16 protein-coding genes are annotated in these 18,716 nt (G+C 52.8%); 6 read left to right on the top strand and 10 right to left on the bottom strand.

Annotated features, from left to right (window positions below; all coding sequences use genetic code 11):
* Positions 1-15 precede the first annotated feature (15 nt).
* From purT to G006_RS0107810, 7 genes are all read right to left on the bottom strand, one after another.
* Positions 16-1,212, bottom strand: coding sequence for a formate-dependent phosphoribosylglycinamide formyltransferase (gene purT, locus G006_RS0107840; RefSeq protein WP_020482625.1), 1,197 nt, complete (start codon positions 1,210-1,212; stop codon positions 16-18).
* Positions 1,209-2,801, bottom strand: a complete 1,593-nt coding sequence (locus G006_RS0107835; protein ID WP_020482624.1) for a MutS-related protein — start codon at positions 2,799-2,801, stop codon at positions 1,209-1,211. Before G006_RS0107835 ends, purT begins: the two co-directional genes overlap by 4 nt.
* A gap of 32 nt (positions 2,802-2,833) precedes the next feature.
* Positions 2,834-3,817, bottom strand: a complete 984-nt coding sequence (gene hemH / locus G006_RS0107830) for a ferrochelatase (protein ID WP_020482623.1) — start codon at positions 3,815-3,817, stop codon at positions 2,834-2,836.
* 2 nt (positions 3,818-3,819) lie between these two features.
* Complete coding sequence (gene folE, locus G006_RS0107825; protein ID WP_020482622.1) at positions 3,820-4,365, bottom strand: GTP cyclohydrolase I FolE; 546 nt, start codon at positions 4,363-4,365, stop codon at positions 3,820-3,822.
* A gap of 39 nt (positions 4,366-4,404) precedes the next feature.
* Positions 4,405-5,409: a tRNA dihydrouridine(20/20a) synthase DusA gene (gene dusA, locus G006_RS0107820; RefSeq protein ID WP_020482621.1), complete on the bottom strand. Its 1,005-nt coding sequence runs from the start codon at positions 5,407-5,409 to the stop codon at positions 4,405-4,407.
* 130 nt (positions 5,410-5,539) lie between these two features.
* A complete protein-coding gene (locus tag G006_RS28795; protein WP_020482620.1) occupies positions 5,540-5,713 on the bottom strand; it encodes a hypothetical protein in 174 nt (57 codons plus the stop codon).
* Positions 5,714-5,850: 137 nt separating this feature from the next.
* Positions 5,851-6,159 (bottom strand): hypothetical protein, encoded by a 309-nt coding sequence (locus G006_RS0107810; protein ID WP_020482619.1) that lies wholly within the window; start codon positions 6,157-6,159, stop codon positions 5,851-5,853.
* 1,130 nt (positions 6,160-7,289) lie between these two features.
* Here G006_RS0107810 and G006_RS0107800 point away from each other — a divergent pair.
* The 4 genes from G006_RS0107800 to G006_RS0107785 are packed head-to-tail and all read left to right on the top strand — an operon-like array spanning position 7,290 to position 13,370.
* The gene (locus tag G006_RS0107800) at positions 7,290-8,441 is read left to right on the top strand and encodes a hypothetical protein (protein ID WP_152428823.1); all 1,152 of its coding nucleotides are present in this window, start codon (positions 7,290-7,292) and stop codon (positions 8,439-8,441) included.
* On the top strand, positions 8,438-8,896 hold the full coding sequence (locus G006_RS0107795) for a hypothetical protein (protein WP_020482616.1): 459 nt from the start codon (positions 8,438-8,440) through the stop codon (positions 8,894-8,896). Before G006_RS0107800 ends, G006_RS0107795 begins: the two co-directional genes overlap by 4 nt.
* On the top strand, positions 8,893-11,541 hold the full coding sequence (locus G006_RS25170) for a hybrid sensor histidine kinase/response regulator (RefSeq protein ID WP_020482615.1): 2,649 nt from the start codon (positions 8,893-8,895) through the stop codon (positions 11,539-11,541). The genes G006_RS0107795 and G006_RS25170 overlap by 4 nt, the downstream gene beginning before the upstream one ends.
* A 44-nt stretch (positions 11,542-11,585) precedes the next feature.
* Entirely contained in the window at positions 11,586-13,370 is a 1,785-nt protein-coding gene (locus G006_RS0107785) for a sigma-54-dependent Fis family transcriptional regulator (RefSeq protein ID WP_020482614.1), read from the top strand.
* 6 nt (positions 13,371-13,376) lie between these two features.
* On the opposite strand, the gene lolA is transcribed toward G006_RS0107785, so the two are convergent.
* A complete protein-coding gene (lolA, locus tag G006_RS0107780; RefSeq protein WP_020482613.1) occupies positions 13,377-14,003 on the bottom strand; it encodes an outer membrane lipoprotein chaperone LolA in 627 nt (208 codons plus the stop codon).
* A gap of 2 nt (positions 14,004-14,005) precedes the next feature.
* Entirely contained in the window at positions 14,006-16,333 is a 2,328-nt protein-coding gene (gene mrcB / locus G006_RS0107775) for a penicillin-binding protein 1B (protein ID WP_020482612.1), read from the bottom strand.
* Positions 16,334-16,492: 159 nt separating this feature from the next.
* Between mrcB and G006_RS0107770 the strand changes: the two genes are divergently transcribed.
* Both G006_RS0107770 and G006_RS0107765 read left to right on the top strand, forming a co-directional pair.
* Positions 16,493-17,734, top strand: coding sequence for a glutaredoxin family protein (locus G006_RS0107770; protein WP_020482611.1), 1,242 nt, complete (start codon positions 16,493-16,495; stop codon positions 17,732-17,734).
* A gap of 86 nt (positions 17,735-17,820) precedes the next feature.
* Positions 17,821-18,090, top strand: coding sequence for a PilZ domain-containing protein (locus G006_RS0107765; protein WP_020482610.1), 270 nt, complete (start codon positions 17,821-17,823; stop codon positions 18,088-18,090).
* Here the strand turns inward: G006_RS0107765 and G006_RS25165 are convergent, their stop codons facing one another.
* Complete coding sequence (locus G006_RS25165; protein WP_020482609.1) at positions 18,091-18,612, bottom strand: putative metalloprotease CJM1_0395 family protein; 522 nt, start codon at positions 18,610-18,612, stop codon at positions 18,091-18,093. It lies immediately after the preceding gene.
* Positions 18,613-18,716 lie beyond the last annotated feature (104 nt).

Here is an 18,716-nt window from a genome sequence, read left to right as displayed (position 1 = left end):
TTTTACCGATTGAACTCATTCAGTCACGCTAATCAGGCTGGCCGCCCGGACTGCTTTGGCTCGAGCCTCGCTGACGTTGTCGGCCGTGGCGAGTGCTACGCCCATGCGCCTTGACACGAAAGCTTCCGGTTTGCCGAACAGGCGAATGTCGGTATCGGCTATAGCCAATGCTTTTTCCAAGCCCTGATAGGTCACGGCTTTGGCGTCTATGCCGCCCAGAATCACCGCGCTGGCGGCGGTTTTATCCAAAGTGGTGCTGACCGGCAAGCCAAGAATGGCGCGGGCATGTAAATCAAATTCACTTTGCCGTTGGCTGGCCATCGTCACCATGCCGGTGTCGTGCGGTCGGGGACTGACTTCGCTAAACCAGACTTGATCGCCGTCGATGAACAATTCCACGCCGAATAAACCCAAGCCGCCCAAGGCAGTAGTCACTTTGTCGGCGATTTGCTGGGATAAGGTAATAGCCTTTGCGCTCATCGCCTGCGGTTGCCAGCTTTCCCGATAATCGCCGTTTTCTTGGCGGTGGCCGATCGGTTCGCAGAAATAGGTTTGTACCTGGCCGTCGCCATCCAGCGCGCGCACCGTTAGCAACGTAATTTCAAAATCAAAATCGATCTTGGCTTCGACAATCACTTTGCCGGTGTCTGCGCGACCGCCAGCCTTGGCGTAATCCCAGGCGGCTTGCAATTGATCGGCGCTTTTCACCATGGACTGACCCTTGCCGGACGAGGACATCGTTGGCTTGATAAAACACGGGTAGCCAATGCCGCTATCGACCGCGGCTTTCAATTGTTCGAATGTGTCGGCAAAAGCGTACTTCGAGGTGGGTAGGCCGAGCTCAACAGCGGCCAGTTCACGGATGCCCTCGCGATTCATCGTCAATTGAATCGCTCTGGCGTTGGGTACGACGGTAGTTTGGCCTTGGACTTCAATTTCCGCCAGTGCATCGGTGGCAATTGCTTCGATTTCGGGGATGATGTAATGCGGCTGTTCGCTGGCAATCAGCGTTTTCACCGCATTTGCATCGGTCATGTCTATCACATGGCTGCGATGCGCGACTTGCATGGCCGGCGCACCGGCATAGCGATCAACTGCAATCACTTCCACGCCGTAGCGTTGCAGCGAAATGGCGATTTCTTTGCCCAATTCGCCGCTGCCCAGTAATAAAGCTTTGGTGGCGCTGACGCTGTCAGGGGTGCCTATTTTCATGATTTCGCTAAATAGTTATCGATGTCTTGCTTGGAAAAACCAATTTTCTTCGCCACACGGTCGGCGTGACTGACCCGGGAAATGCCAGCGATCAATTTAAAAGTCGGCAAGTCGTCGGCAAATTCCACCTGTTTGGGGACTGCGATTTTTCTTTTCACAAACTCGTCCACCAGTTGATGGTTATGGGTGATTAAAATGGTGCTGTTGCCTTTGCGGTAAAAACCGTCCAGCACGTCGATAGACGACTGCATCTTCTCTTCAAAGGTAGTGCCTTCCGCCATTTCGTCAAGCACCACCAAGCTTTTTGCGGTGCTGGCCAGAAAAATATCGCGAGTGCGTTTCAATTCTGTGCCGAAACGGCCTTCGCCGTCGTCGAGGTGACTAATCTCTGGGCACTGATAGAAAATCCGGTCGGCGACGCTCAAGCTGGCAGCTTGGGCCGGCACGAAACAGCCAATCTGCGCCAACAATTGGATTTGCGTGACGGTTTTGCAAAATGCGGTTTTACCGCCGCTATTGGGACCGGTCACGCACACCAGGCGCTCCTCGTCCATGCTGAAATCGTTGCCGACATAATCTGGGTTTTTCTGGCCCAGTACCGGGTTCTTCGCCGCGACTAATTTTATATTGTGACGTTCGCTGGCATTCATTTCCGGCAGCACCATCTCGCTACCATAATCTTCGGCGTATTTGATAAAGGCCAGCAATTCGTCGAGTTGGCCCAGGCCATCCAACATGTCGCCGAGCGCCTGTGAATTTCGATAGATGTTGCGTAAGGGAATGATGCAGTTGTCCCGATCGTAACCGCCGATTACCGGAATATAAGCCAAGGCCAAAGGCAGAAAAAACACCGAAGCCACGGACAAGCCGTCGCGGGTGACCTGAAACATATCTGTCGGGAAAATCTGCATCAAGCCCCAAATGGCGGCGATCAACAAACCGATTAACATCGGTTTGAACAGAGTGGGGCGGAAGATAGTCGCCGGCGAGAACGAGTTTTTGCGTTCTTCCTTGCTTTGCAGGCCTTTCTCGCTGTTATAGACCGGGCCGACCATCAGCGAGTATTCGTTGCTGTGGGAAAAGTTGCCGATTTTCTCGAAGACGCTTTGCAAATAAGGGCTTTGCGGCTTGCCGGAGTTGTAGATAGCGCCGACCAGATTCAAGACCACGCGCACGCCGCGTACATATTGTTTATAGCCGTAACCTTCGATTTGATGGTCTTCGCGAGCTGTGCCGAAACCACCGAGAAATTCGCCGAATAACAATAAATAAAGCCGGTTTTCCGCTGAGGCAGCGTTGGCGATAATATTTTCGACGTTGGCGCGCACATCTGGATTGTCTTGAATTTCCCGCACCGCTACTTGTTTGGCGGCTATCGCATCCAGATCGTTCAAGGGTTGGCTTAGCGAGCGATACAGCACGGTTTTACCGGCTGTAGTGCTGGCGTAGTTGACGTAATCGAATAGCTCGTCCACTTCTATGGTGTTAAACGCACCCTGATCGATCACGCCTTCACCGGTAGGTAAGGGTTGGCTGGCGCGCACTGCCGGCCATTCGTCATTCCAGCTTTGCAAGATGTTTTGTTGCATATTACCCCCGGTTTTTATGTGCCGCGCTTTGTTTAGTGCACGGTTTTGATTAAATCAAGCATCACCTCGACATGAGCGTCGCTGTCGTTTAAACACGGAATGTAGCGATATGTCTCACCGCCGGCTTCCAGAAAAATTTCTTGGTTGGCGATGGCTATCTCTTCCAGTGTTTCCAGACAGTCTACCGAGAATCCCGGACAAATCACGTCCACGTTCTTGATGCCTTGTTGCGGCAATTCCTGCAACACTTCCACGCAATAGGGCTTCAGCCATTCCGCTTTGCCGAAGCGTGATTGAAACACCAGTTTCCATTGTCGGTCGTTGAGTCCCAATTGCTCGGCGAGCAGGCGACCCGTGGTTTGGCACTGATAGAAATACGGGTCGCCCCATTCGGTCAGCTTGGCAGGCAAGCCGTGAAATGACAGTAGCAACAATTCGGCCTGACCATTAGCCTGCCAATGCTGACGTACTGATTGCGCCAAGGCTTCGATATAACTGGGGTGTTGATGGAAGTCGCTGATGAAATGCAGGCCAGGCATGTGCCGCCAACTGACAAACTCCTCGGCCACCACGTCGAAAATCGAGGCGGTGGTGGTGGAGGAATACTGCGGATACAAGGGCAGAATGACGATCTCGTGGACACCTTGTTTCTGAAAGTTTTGCAGTTTTTCCCGCAAGGCCGGCTTGCCGTAGCGCATCGCGCAATCGATGCTTAAATGGGCGCCATCTACACCGGTGAAACCTTGCAACTTGGCGGTCAGCTTTTCGGTGAATACGATCAAGGGCGAGCCTTGCTCGGTCCAAATCGATTGATAGGCATGCGCCGATTTTTTAGGGCGAAACGGCAGCACGAACAGATTCAGAATCAGCCACCATAAGGGTCTGGGCAGATTGACTACGCGCGGGTCGCCGAGAAATTCGCGCAGGAAGCGGCGCACATCGCCGGTTTTAGGGGAGGCGGGCGAGCCCAGATTGACCAGCAATACTCCGGTCTTTTTTGTGCCGGTTTCGGTCATGATTATTTACGGTTGATCAGGTTCAGGAATTCGGAGCGGGTGCTGATTTCTTCCCTGAAGATGCCCAACATGACCGATGTGGTCATCACCGAGTTTTGTTTTTCCACGCCGCGCATCATCATGCACAAATGTTTAGCTTCGATGACCACTGCCACGCCGCGGGCGTCGATGGCTGTTTCTACCGCCTTGGCGATTTGCCGAGTCAATTGTTCCTGGATTTGCAGGCGGCGACCGTACATATCGACGATCCGTGCCAACTTGGACAAGCCCAAGACTTTGCCTTTCGGCAGGTAGCCGATGTGGCATTTACCGATGAACGGTAATAGATGATGCTCGCATAAGGAGTAAAGCTCGATGTCTTTCACGATCACCATGTCTTCGGTGTCGGCTTGAAATATCGCGCCGTTCAATACCTCTTCCAGGGTTTTTTCGTAACCGTTATTCAGGAATTTAAAGGCTTTTGCGGCCCGTTTCGGCGTGTCCCGCAAACCTTCCCGATTCACGTCTTCGCCTATCGCTTGAATGATTTTGGAGAAATATTCTTCCATTGCCGCCCCCGAGTAAAAAAATGTCGTGAGTATACAGCATCAAACTGTAAATTCTAAGGCGTCCAAAATCACCTGACTGCCGGCTCCAAAACGGGTGGCGTTTTCGCTGAGATGGCGGCGCCAGGCCCGCGCACCATCGACACCATGAAACAGACCCAACATATGCCGGGCAATGCAATGCAGTCTCACGCCTTGTTGCAATTGCTGCTCTATGTAAGGCAGCATTGCCAATACCGTCTCTTGCCGCGACTGGATAGGATGCTCGTCGTTAAACAAGCGCCGGTCTACTTCCGCCAATAAATAGGGATTGTGATACACCTCCCGGCCCAGCATGACGCCGTCGACTTGCGTCAATAAATCCAGCGAGCTATCCAAGGATTCGATGCCGCCATTGATGACGATCTTTAGCATTGAGAAATCTTGCTTCAACTGAAACACCACGTCATAACGCAGCGGCGGCACGTCACGATTCTGTTTGGGCGACAGGCCGGACAACCAGGCTTTGCGGGCATGGACGATAAACGTCTCGCAACCGGCCGCCGCCACAGTCTTTATGAAATGTGTAAGTTCGTCGTAGGAATCGCGATCATCGATACCGATCCGCGACTTCACAGTCACCGGCATCGATACCGCTTGGCGCATCGCTGCCACGCACTCTGCGACCAATTCGGGTTCGGCCATCAAGCAGGCGCCGAAGCGGCCATTTTGCACCCGGTCGCTGGGGCAGCCGACGTTTAAATTGATCTCGTCGTAACCATAGTCGGCGGCAATTTTTGCGCATTCCGCTAAATCCGTTGGATTGCTGCCGCCCAGTTGTAAAGCTAGCGGATGTTCGGCTGCATTAAACTGCAAATGCCGGTCGCGGTTGCCATGTAATATGGCGCCGGTGGTGACCATTTCGGTGTACAGCAAGGCGTGTCGGGATAAGGTTCGATGGAAATACCGACAATGTCGGTCAGTCCAATCCAGCATGGGGGCTACAGAGAATCGGCAGTCTAGGTTTTTGTCAGCTTTGGGCCGGATATGGTCGCGGTCAGCGGTCATCGATGGTTAACGTAGTTGGGAAGTTCAATGTCATTCTGCGGCCCTATTATACTGCGCCGGGCTGATTAACAATCGCTGTATAAAAGACGGCTGTGATGGAGTAAGAATGAAGCGAAAGGATAGGAGAATATCAGCTGGCTTTATCGTTATAGATTTTGTCCACTAGCTCTTTAAACCAACGCGGCCTGAAAATCACTACGTATAAACCGATGCTGCTGGTAATCGGGATGGGGCCGATGCTAAACAGCATAAACACGATAAAGACAATCGCACATTTGATTCTGGTCAGGCTGGTCGGATGCATATTGGCCCGCTGCTATTCAGAGCAAAAAAATCCTCGGTGGCGTTTTGACACAGCCTTGTCGAGTTGCTTGGGTTCGGGATGACTATTTGGGTTGTCCGCGCGGACATTTCAATACTATACAGATAGCCGATAAACGCTCATTTGTATTGTTTGCTTGCTTTGTTTTCGGTCAGGCTACCGGCGCATTTGCTGTAAGCTTGTTTGGTATGAAAATGATGGAGCGAATTACTGACCGGCTGGACCAAAGCGCGCGTGCCGGGTTTAAGCGGGCGTGAGGCAAGCGCGTTAATTGTATCCATACTGCCCATGCATTGCTTGTGCTTCGGGATGGTGGCGGCGGGGGCGTTTTGGGTGGCCAGAAATACGCCGATAATGATTAGCACGAAGCTTATGCCGCAACGCTTCAGTTCGCGTACGCAGGTTTTCAGGATGTCTTCTGAATTCATAGTGTGTCTCCTTATGTTGGGGTTATAAAAACTTAGCGAGCTGACCTTTTTGATGCGCAAACAGCTGCGCATTTTGTGGGATTCGCGCCAATCGGTTCGCTGCGACCGGCAAAGACGTTGAACAACGACGCTATTTCGCGACCCGGTTGAATGTGGTCCCAAGCTTAACGATAGTTATCGGCAGTCTTTTATTGTGGTGCGGCCAGCCTTATAGCAAGGCAATGCTTAAACCAATCTGAAGTGAATTTTTGCCACGCGATTTTTTGCATGTATCTCTTGGTGCATTTCCAGTGCTTCACTACGCATGTGGTCGCAAAATGCACAGAGGTCTTCGTGGGCGGTATGTGATTTTTCATGGGCTGACAATAAGTCGCCGCACCTTTTGCAACGAGTAATCTGCTGGAATGTTTTCATGGTGATCGCCTCGTAATCGGAATGTGTGAAAATAATGCGCTATGGGTTTGTTCGGTATCCGGCTCTTTGTAATTGCAGAGCTACGCTACACATCGCAAAACCAATGCCACTAGAAAATCGGGTGCGCCGTAATTATTCTAAGTAATTGTTTAGGCATTATTTTATGGGCTGATCATTCTGAAAAATAGTGAAAAAATGCACAAGAAATTGTTGATTTCAGCACTAAATATCGTATCGCTTACGAAATGTCGTACAAGGTATGCGGAAGAGTCGATGATCCAGGGGCGGTGGAGGCTTTTGCAGGTTGTTGCTCAATTAAAAGTCGGTATAAAGCTTTGGGTGTATGGGGATCTCGCCAGCGCCGAAGCGAGGATTTTTAGGCGGCGGGGGTGTAAATGGTGGATGGCTAAATCGCCATCGAACTGGTTTTATTGACTCCGCCCCTAAATATCGCCGCTTCGGCGCTGGCGAGAGCCCCGCGCCTATATGGGATTCTCTGCGTGGTCTAACGGCGTCGCGGGAATGACGATTCCAAGGAATTTACGGGCCGGGTTAATAGAAAATCCAACCGGTCTTTAGTCATGCTGCTCAGGCGTTTTACCGGAGGTTAAGTTTTGACGAAATATCGTCAACCATTCAAAAATATGTGATACATTTCGCTTTAAACGTATCGGGAGGATATTCCCATTTAACTAGGTAGTGTAGGTGTCCTACCGATGAAATGCTTGAGAGTCAGCATGCGGCAACGATACTATCCGTCCATACTCAAAACGCTAAACGGCGCTATCGTTTCTTGTGTCTGCGCACTCGCCACCCTAGTGCCTGTCACAGCTGTTGCCGCGGGCCATATGGGACATATGTCCAGCCATGGCGCCACCGGGCTACCGGGTGACTTATTATTGTTTCCGGCCTTGACCGGTATCGTGCGTTTCGATCAAGAGCCTCAAAAAAAGCTCAGTAATAGCGACGTTATCCCCGAAATTAACGTGTTTTACACCACCGACTATCAGCGCTTTCGGTTTCTCGGCGAATGGCTGGTCAGCACCAAAACCCATAATCTGGAAAGATTCCAATTAGGCATGCATGTCGGCGACGAAGCTACTCTTTGGCTGGGCCGCTTCCATAATCCCATCGGTTATTGGAACATGCAATTTCACCATGGCGCATTTCTGCAAACCACCATTAGCCGGCCCGGTATCATGGCATTCGAAACGGCTGGCGGCGTGATACCCAACCATTTGACCGGATTTTTATGGGAAGGCGTCCACGATCTGGGCGAGGGCGGTCTGTATTACACGGTTGGCGCTGGCGCGGGCCCGCAAATCAATAAAGGCTTGGAAGCCTTCAATTTGATCGAGCCGGGCGGATCACGTCGGCCTGGTGTGTCATTTCGGCTGGGCTATCAACCTATCAGCTTCGGTGTCGACGAATTTGGTATTTCCGGGGCTTATAACCAAATTCATTCCGACGAACTGGCCGTTAAAAACGTTAATCAATTTGTTACCAGTGCCTATGCCAACAAGCAAATTCAATCGGTAAGACTATTAAGTGAAATTGTCTACGTTAACAACACCTTGGAGAGTCCGTTGGGCGGCAAAACCCACGACGATTTTCTCAGCGCTTACGGGCAAGTCGAATGGGACCTCAATCCGGCCTGGACTTTGGTCGGGCGCGTCGAAGGCACTTTTGGCGGCAAGGACGATCCCTACCTGGCGATGTTTCCCAAATATGTCGAAGACAGGTTTCTCGGTGGCATACGCTACAAACTCAACCACACGAATGCCTTAAAGCTTGAAGCCTCGCGCGATCATTTGCGCCACGATCATTTCGGGCAAGTGATGTTTCAATGGAGCGCGGTGTTTCCATGAAATTGCTTCGCGGGCTTTGCATCGTTGGTTTGCTATTGCTGCTTGGAGCGCAGAGCCTATGGGCTATTACTCGCCATTCTCTGGTATTGGCCACCAGCGCCAACTCGTCGATACCGGCTTTAACCGTGCAAGAGGCCAGAAAATTGTTTCTGGGCGTACCGCTGGAAAAGGGCGGCGAGCATCCCGTGCCCTTATTGAACATCAGCGATCCGTTAATTTTCGAAGTATTTCTGCAAAAAGTGGCCTTCATGTCGGCGAATGCCTATGAAAGCCAAACCATATCGGTGGTTTTCCGCCTCGGCGGTAAACGTCCGGAGAGTTTTAACGATCTGAAGAGCTTGGTCGATACGCTGCAACAGAATCCGGGCACGGTGACCTATTTGTGGGAAGATCAAGTTCGGTCCAATCAAGGCCTTAAAGCGGTGAATGTGTTATGGCAGGGAGCCCTGGAATGAGTCGATTTTTTCATAGTTTTAACGGCCGAATGATTCTGGCTGTTGTCGGCATTCATTTACTGCTGGTGCCGGTGTTGTTGTTCGGCATTTATCGGGTGATTAAACCCAGTTTGGAAGCGCAGTTTGTCAATTACGTCCGCTCCGATGCCTTGCTGTTCAGTAATCTGGTTACGCCGAGGCTGGAGCATAGCAAGGCCGGCGAATTGCAAGGCTTGTTAGGCGAATTTCTGTTAAATGGCCGTTTGGCGTTTGCGGAAATCGCCACCGAGCGCGGCAATATTCGCGCCGACATCGAACTGAACGCTCAGCAGCAATTTCAGGAAGATTTTTTCTTCGGCGAGCACGACGACGATATTTATTTTCTGGCCGTACCGATTCTGAATCCGGAAGACGGCTCGCTGGCGATGTTAAGGCTGGGCTACGACGAACGGCAGATTCAACGCGACATCGCCACCATCTACCAGCGTAGCGCCTATTTTGTCGCGGTTTACATGGGCTTGACGCTGTTGGTGGTTGGGCTGTTCGGGCGCAAATTGGTTATGCCGCTGGAACGCTTGCGCGACGAAGCCGAACAAATCGCTGCCGGCAATCACACCGGGCAATTTAATTCCGGCACCAAGATTACCGAAGTGGCGGCGTTGGCCGAGCATTTGGAAAAAATGCGCCAAGCCTTGCTTTCCGCCCGCGACGCGGCGTTGCAGGCAGCCGGTGCGAAGAGCGAGTTTCTGGCGAATATGAGCCACGAAATCCGCACGCCGATGAACGGCATCATCGGCATGATAGGCTTGGCCTTGCGCACCGAACTCACCCCGCAGCAGCGCGAGTTTCTGGGGATGGCGAACAGCTCGGCGGATGCTTTGCTGCGCATAGTCAACGATATTTTGGATTTCTCCAAGATCGAGGCCCGTAAACTCGAACTCGATCATGCGCCGTTTAAAGTTCGTGAAAGCCTTGGTGACACCTTAAAACTACTGGCCGGACACGCCCACGAAAAAGACCTGGAACTGATGCTGCGTATCGATCCGGAAACTCCGGACGATTTACTTGGCGATGTCGGTCGCTTGAATCAAGTCATTATCAATTTGGTCGGCAATGCCATCAAATTTACCCAGCACGGCGAAATCGTGGTGCAAGTCAAACCTGAGTCGGTCGATGAAAACAAAGTCTGTCTGCAAATAGCCGTCAGCGATACGGGCATTGGCATTTCCCCCGATAAACAGCAGCTAATTTTCGAAGCCTTTGCGCAAATAGACGCTTCGTCCACCCGAAAATTCGGCGGCACCGGCTTGGGTTTGTCGATTTCTTCGCGCCTGGTCGAGTTGATGGGTGGGCACTTATCGTTGGAAAGCGAGGAACATAAAGGCAGCACTTTTTTCTTTACCGCCGTGTTTGACCGGCACACTAAAAGTGAGCTGGATGCGCCTTTTCAACCCCTGATAGACGTCAAAAACCTGCCGGTGTTGATCGTGGACGACAATGCCATCAATTTACGCGTATTCTCGGAAATCTTGAATCATTGGGGGATGCGGCCGACTACCGTCGATAGTGGCGAGGCCGCCATCGCCGCATTGCGGAATATGGCGGAAACCGGGGAAGCCTATGCCTTGATTTTGCTCGATGCGATGATGCCGATCATGGACGGTTTTATGGTGGCGCAAGCCATCAGAGAGGATCAACGCTTCGAGCCGGTGACCATCATGATGTTGTCGTCTGCCGACCGTCCGGACGATTGCGAACGTTGCCACGATTTGGGCATTAATCTGTACGTGCGTAAACCGGTCAAGCATTCGGAATTGTGGAATGCCATTCAATCGGCGTTGGGTAAATCCGCCAAAGCCTCTGAAGCCTCGCTCACAGTATTGGCCGAGCCGCCTCGTAAATTAAGAATTTTGTTGGCGGAAGATAATCCGGTTAACCAATACATGGCGGTGGTGTTGCTGGAAGAGCGCGGCCATACCGTCAAGGTGGCAAACAACGGCCGGGAAGTGCTGGATATATTGGCTACCGATACTTTGTTCGATCTGATCTTAATGGACGTCCAAATGCCGGTAATGGATGGTTTTCAGGCTACCGAAGCGATTCGGGCCGGCGAGCGCGAGACTGGTAAACATATGCGGATTATCGCGATGACCGCACACGCCCTGAAAGGTGATAAGGAACGCTGTTTGGCCGTTGGCATGGACGATTACATCGCCAAACCGGTGCAGGAGCAGGATTTGTTGGCAATGGTGGAGTGCTGGAATATGGCGGGAGCAGAACAAACGGATAACAACAGCGTGGCGTCGGCGCTCTTGGCCGAGCCGGCACTGGATTGGCAACAAGCCTTAAACCGGGTGCGCGGCAGACAGCAGATGTTGTGCAAAATGATGACTTTATTCCAGGAACAGTCGGCGCCGCTTCTGAATGACATGGCCGATGCGATACAGCGCCAGGATGCTGATTTATTGAGGCTATCCGCGCATACGCTAAAAAGCTCGGCCAACAGCATCGGCGCCTTCCCGTTCGGCAAGATCGCCCAGCAACTGGAGACGATGGGCCACGAGGCTGCCTTCGCTGATGCGGCCGCCAGTTACGAGTTACTGCAACAAGCCGGCATCCGGCTGGAGCCGGCTATTCAGGACTATTTGCACGAGTTTCAGGAATAATGCTGCCGCCGATGTTTTGGATAGGTTAAGTTAAGGAGATAGGCATGACTCATAAGCGCCAGCGCGATAAACCGTTAATCTTGATGTTGGACGACAATCCGGTCAACTTGGAAGAGTTGGCAGGCTTGGTCGATGAAGCCGGGTTTGACGTGTTGCGCGCGGAAACGGGAGAAATTGCTCTGGTCCAAGCCGTGGCCCAGTTGCCCGACCTGATTTTGCTTGATGTACTGATGCCGGGCATGGACGGCTTTACTGTCTGCCAGACCCTGAAAACTATTCCGACGACGCGCGATATTCCGGTGTTATTCATGACCGCCTTGGCGGATACCGCCGATAAATTAAAAGGTTTTCAAGTCGGGGCGGTCGATTACATCACCAAGCCGTTTCAGTACGAAGAAGTGCTTGCGCGTGTGCAAACCCACCTGACGCTGCAAAAGTTAAAGTTAGAATTGCAAGAAAAAGAGCAGCGCCTGTCGCGGATTTTCGAGAATGCGATGGATGCGATTCTGACGCTGGACGAAGCCGGGCGGATCACCTTATTCAACGCGGCGGCGGAACAGATGTTTCGTTGCAAAGCCGCCGACAACATCGGCCGGGCGGTGGATCGATTTTTGTCGCCCGAACTTTACAAAACCCTAACCAATTTTCGCAACGGCGTGCCGGCGGAGCAGGCGATTTGGGTCTCGGAAGGTATGAGCGCGGTGCGCGCTGACGAGAGTACTTTCCCCATCGAAGCCACCATCTCCCGCGTGGAAGCCATCGGCCAGAAACTGTATATTCTGATCCTGCGCGATATCAACGAACGCAAAGCCAGACAGCAGGCGGAAGCGGAATGCAATACCTTGCGCGGCATTAATCTGTATCTACAAGAAGAAGTCTTGGCCAGCCGCGACGGCGAGGAATTGATCGGTAACTCCCCGGCATTGCATCAAGCCATGGATCTGGTCAGGCAGGTAGCTAATACCGACGCAACAGTGTTGATTACCGGAGAGACCGGTACCGGCAAGGAATTGATCGCCCGGGCGATTCACAATCTCAGTGCCCGCAAAGACAAAACCTTGGTGAAATTGAATTGCGCGACGATCCCGGAAAATCTGGCAGAAAGCGAGTTGTTCGGTCACGAGAAAGGTTCGTTTACCGGGGCGATTGCCCGCAAATTGGGACGTTTCGAACTCGCTAACGGCGGTACCTTGTTTCTGGATGAAATCGGCGAACTGCCGTTGGAGATGCAGGCCAAGTTGTTGCGGGTTTTGCAAGAAGGCGAGTTCGAGCGGGTCGGCGGCACGCAAACCCTGACTTGTGATGTGCGGGTCATCGCCGCTACTCACCGGGATTTGGCGCAGTTTTCGCAGCAGGGTAAATTCCGTGCCGACTTGTATTACCGTCTGAATGTTTTCCCCATCAATTTGCCGCCGCTACGCGAGCGCAAGGAAGACGTGCCGTTTTTGGTGAAGCATTTCATCGACAAGTACGCAGCCAAATTCGGCAAGAAAATCCAATCGATTCCGGAACGGATGATGGCCGATCTGCAAAGCTATTTCTGGCCCGGCAACATTCGCGAGCTGCAACATATCATTGAGCGGGCGGTGATTTTAACCAAGGGCAGTCAACTGGCCGCTGTCGATTGCGTGAATGTGATGGGTGCCGGCGCACCGACCGCTGCACCTATCGTCACGCTGGACGAAGCCGAGCGCGCGCATATTCTGAAAGCTTTGGAAGCGACCTCCTGGCGAATTGCCGGAAATCAGGGGGCGGCGAAGATTTTGGGGGTGCCATCCACGACTTTGCGGTCGCGGATGGAGAAGCTGGGGATTAGTAAACCAGCCTGATACTGGTTAGTTTTCAAAGACATCCACGCCTTTCGGCGCTTTGAAATTAAACAAGGCGTCGTCCAGCTTGGGATTGAGCTGGATGTTGGAAAAATATATTCGGGTTAATTGTCCGAAATTGTCGCTCAGTTCCATACCGCCCAATTGGTTGCCGTTCAGGCCGATCAAAATGTACTTGAACCCGCTTTCTTCATTCTTGGGCGATAGTTTCACCCAGTTCATGCCGTCGTCTTCTTTGCCTTGTTCCTGTAGGATAAACTTTTCCTCAATATCCACTTCGCCGGTCAACAACAGGGCGGGAGTGGAGCCTAGCGAATCGTCCAACTGTTTGACCGTCACCTGTTCCAGATCGGCATCGTAAAACCAGACTTTGCCGGCATTGGACACAATCTCTTGCACAAAGGGCTTTTGGTAGTTCCAACGAAATTTACCGGGTCGGCTTAGATAAAATTTGCCGAGGCTGTTTTGCGCCGGACGGCCGCTTTTATCGAAGCTGATTTGTTTAAAATCAGCCGATAAGGCAGCGCTACTGGCTAAAAAATTTTTCAGCCGAGTAATCGGCGCATCGTCGGCCCAGGCTGACTGGGCGGTGGCGATCAGGAAAATCAGAGCAAAAATGTGTTTAAGCAACATAGTTAAAAAGGGTTCAGGTTATTAAGCCAGCTTTCGCCGGATTCCGGACTTGCTCCGCAGTCGGCAAATTGGCTGGGTCCGGAGCCATCCACGAACGGCATCAATTTAGCGCCGGGGCAGCCTTCATTGCTGAGCAAGCCGCTGGCAGTATCTATCCAGGTCATCTGTACATTATCGGGCGGTACCAGGCTGACCGGCTTCTTCGACACTTGCCGCATCAGCTCGGACCAGATTTGCAAGGCGCCGGTTCCGCCGGTCAAGCCGGTCGGTTTGTTGTCGTCGCGGCCAACCCATACCACCGATAGAAAATCGCCGCTAAAACCGGCAAACCAGCTGTCGCGTAATTGATTGGTGGTGCCGGTTTTGCCGACTAAGGCCATGTTCTGCGGCAAATAGTTATACGCGGAATGGCCGGTGCCGGCATACATCACTTCTTGCAAAATGGTGTTGGTAATAAAGGTGGCGGCAGGGTCGACCGCTTGACGCACGGTAAAAGGATAACTTTGCAGGGCTTTGCCGTCGGCGGCGTTTACCGCGCGGATCGAGCGCAGCGGCGTGGCAAAACCGTCGCCGGCCAGGGTTTGGTAAAGCTGCGTGACTTCCAGCGGCGTCAAAGGTTGCGCGCCCAACAGGAAGGACGGAAACAAATCCACCGGCCGGCTGACCCCCATGCTTTTTAAGGTGTTGGCGACTTTAGCCAAGCCAATGTCCATGCCAATCCGCACCGTCGCCATATTGTAGGAGTGGGTGAGGGCGCTATGCAGCGGCACGATGCCGTGTTCCTGATTATCATAGTTGTCCGGCGACCAGGTTTTGCCTCTTTCGGCTGGAATTTCCAAGCGGGTATCGCTGATCGGCGTGGCGATGGTGTAGCGGTCCGGATATTCCAGTGCGGTCAAATAGACCACCGGTTTGATCAGCGAACCTATCGGCCTTACAGCGTCCAAAGCGCGATTGAAACCGGTGTCCTCGGCGTCGCGGCCACCGGCCAGTGCGACAATTTCGCCGCTATCGCGACGGGTTACAATGGCTGCGGTTTCCAGATCGTTACTTTTCGGGCTTCTCTCTAAATGCTTCAGTTTGCTGGCGATGGATTTTTCCAATGTGTCTTGGATGCGGGTATCCAAGGTGGTGACGATGCGCAGGCCTTCCGAGGTCAGATCGTCTTCTTTATATTCCTGTTTCAGTTGGCGTTTCACCAGATCGATAAAACCCGGATAGCGATTGGCGGAGCGATGAATCACCGTCGCGACGCCTATCGGTTGTTTTTTGGCTTCGCTCAGTTGCTGTGCGTCGATAAAACCTTCCGTATGCATCGCATCCAGCACGATGTTGCGGCGTTCCAGCGTGTGTTCAGGATTGCGGCGTGGATCATACTCGGACGGCCCGCGTACCAATGCCACCAATGTAGCAACTTGATGCAAATTCAGGGTTTTTAATGATTGCCCAAAATAAAATTCGCTGGCCAAACCAAAGCCATGTACCGCGCTGGCACCGTCTTGGCCCAGGAAAATTTCATTCAGATAAGCTTCCAGAATTTCGTCCTTGCTGTAGCGATATTCCAGAATAAAGGACATCAAGGCTTCTTTAAGCTTGCGGCGCAGCGTGCGTTTGGGATTCAGGAAAAAGTTTTTCACCAATTGTTGGGTGATGGTACTGCCGCCTTGCACCATGCCGCCGGCTTTCACGTTCGACCACATGGCGCGGACGATGCCTTTGGGCGAGATGCCGAAATGGTTGTAAAAATCTTTGTCTTCGGTGGATAGCAGGCCTTGCACCAAGGTTTGCGGCGCTTCGTCCAGCTTGATCAGAATGCGATCTTCTTTCCGCGTCGGATAAAAACTGCCGATTTGCACCGGGTCCATGCGGACGATGGCCAAGCTCTCGCCGGTGCCGGAGTCGGTAATACTGCCGATGCCGCCACTAGTGAAACTAACGCTGATCTTGCGGCTGTCCTGAGGCGTGTTGCCAAAATTGAAGGCGCGGGTACGGATATTGATCTGGCCGCCCTTGATGTAATACGAGCCTTCGCCAGCCAGTTGATTGTCCTGACGGTAATGCAATTCAAGCAATAAGTCTTCCAGGTTTTTGCTGGAGATTTCATAACCGGCGTACAACTCGACCGGGCTGGCATATACGCGGGCTGGAATGGACCAACGCTTGCCCTCGAATTGCTGACGCACCGTGTAATCTAGGTAGCTGACATACACCGCCAATACGAAAGCCCCAATTAGCAGCAGCGAAACCAGCGAGCGTTTCAGCCATGATGCTTGGGGTTGCGATTTTCTGCGTCTAACGGTCGATTTGCTGCTTCTGGGTCGTCTAGGCATTAAGTCGGTATCTGATCTCGCCAGCAGCAGTTAGCGGCGGCTGTGTGAATGGGGCGAAAATGGCACCGGCTGGTTCGGCGCAGTTCATTTAACTTGTTATTATCTAATAAAATGCGTACTTCCGCACAGATTGCTGGAGTTATTGAGGAGGATAGGCGAGTGCTGATACTAAAACTGTTTCCGGAGTGCTTGGCTCAGCTACCGTCGATACTGATGCGTTTCGGTTTGGTGCTGGTGCTTGCGTTGGCAACCATGCCGACTGTCGGCGCGGTCGAAAACCGGGTTGATATTGAAGCCTTTGTGCGTAACGGTTGTCCGCATTGCCAACAAGCCGAACAATTTTTGGCGGACCTGCAAATAGAGCAACCCGATTTAAGAATCGTTATTCGCAATATCTCTGCCGAGCCGGCCGCTTTGGAACGATTGCAACAGATTGCCGAATCCCGGCAAGCCGGGCCAATCAGATTGCCGACATTTCTGGTGCGTGGCGAATATATCGTCGGTTATTCCGCGGAAGCTGGTAGTAGCGGTTTGATTAGGAATGCCTTGCTTGCCGGTGCGCCGCCGAATGAAGCGTCCGATGCGGAGGCCGGTAGCTGCGAAGTGCAGGTCAGCGAGTCGTGCGACGTGCCGGTTAGCCAGCCGGCGCCGCCCGAACTGGAGGTGTTTGCCGTGAATTTGTTCGGCCGGCGGATCGGTCTTGACGAGGTCGGCTTGCCAGCCTTCACGCTAGCCATGGGCTTGCTGGACGGCTTCAATCCCTGTTCGATGTGGGTGTTGATTTTGATGATTTCGATGTTGGCGCCTATGCAAAACCGGCCCAGGATGTTGGCGGTGGCCGGCACGTTCGTTGTGGTCGAAGGGTTGGCTTATTTCGTGTTTATGGCGGCCTGGTTGAATCTGTTTTTGCTGATAGGCTTATCGCGGGCGTCGGAATTGGCTATTGCCGGCATTGCCGTGTTGGCCGGCGCGATCAATCTGAAAGATTTTTGGGCGTTTGGCGTGGGCGTGTCCCTGTCGATTCCCGCCGCCGCCAAACCCGGCATTTACAACCGGATCCGGCGGATCCTGCAAGCCGACAATTTGGCGGGCGCGATCTTGGGTGCCGTGGTGTTGGCTTTGCTGGTGCAGATTGTCGAGTTACTGTGTACGTCCGGGTTTCCGGCCCTTTACACGCGCATACTCACCTTGCGGGAATTGAACGGCTTGGACTATTACGGTTATTTATTGTTGTACAATCTGGCCTATATGCTGGATGACGTCGTTGTGCTGGGTGTGGGGGTCGTGACACTGAGTCAGCGCCGCTTGCAGCAAAAAGAAGGTCGTTGGCTGAAATTGCTTAGCGGCTTGGCGATGGTAAGTTTGGGATTGTATTTAATTTTGCGCGGTTTAGGCGAGTAGATGGCAGGTTGGCGCGGGTCGCTAATTATCAGCGGTTGCCTTTATCACTACACTTGCGATAGAACCGAAACGAGATAGGAGAATTCGTGATTGATAACAAGCGCAGGCACCCGCGCCTAAAGCACCGTGCCAAAATCAGGATGACGGTGCCGGCATCGGCTGAAGCGGTCGTGGTGGACATGCGGGACTTTTCCGAGACTGGATTGTTTTTACTGTGTGCCAACGAATTAATCCCGCCGATTGGCGCGTTAGTGGAAGTGCAAACTACCGAATTCGACGATGCGCCGATACAAACGGCTATCGTGGTGAGGGTGGAGCCGGACGTAGGCTTCGGTCTGGAGTTTGCGCCGCGTTGATTAGGCGGTCAGGTCGAGGAGTTCGCCGTTACGGCTGGGTTGTTTTTGCGAATTTAACAATTCCCCGCGGGCTTTATTTGCCATTGCCGCAGCCTTGGCGGCGATGCTTTGATCCGGGCCTGATGGACTGGCCGGCGCTAATGCCGCGCGGCGGATAGTGTCCGCTTTACGCAGGGTGGCTTCCGGGTTACCGGAAACCTCCGAGACATCGATATTCACTTCACCGCCGGTAGCGTAACGTTGACCATCCGGCCCCGTCACAAACGTAAAACGCGCACCACTGACGGCGATACCGCCGGCGGCACTTAAATGAGCTTGTTCGTGAGCTCTAACTTCCTGGTCTCGGGCTTTAAGCTCGGCAATTTGGCTTAGCTGTTCCGGACTGTATTGGCCGGATTGGGCGCTTCCGCTTTTCGCGGCTTGGGCGATGGGTTCGGCAGACGCTGGTTCACCGGTCGCGGCTAGGCTGCGGCCGGTCAGCCGATATAGAGAGGTTTGATTGGAAGAGGCGGTGACCAGCATGTTTGGCCTCGAGCGGATTCTGTTAACTGGTTCTAAGAATACACCTTGACTTCATTCGAGTTCAAGTCTTTGCATCATATTTAGCCTGAGTTGTGGCGGTAGGC

It is taken from the genome of Methylomonas sp. MK1 (assembly GCF_000365425.1).
GTDB lineage: Bacteria > Pseudomonadota > Gammaproteobacteria > Methylococcales > Methylomonadaceae > Methylomonas.
This window is presented reverse-complemented; position numbering and strand designations above follow the sequence as displayed.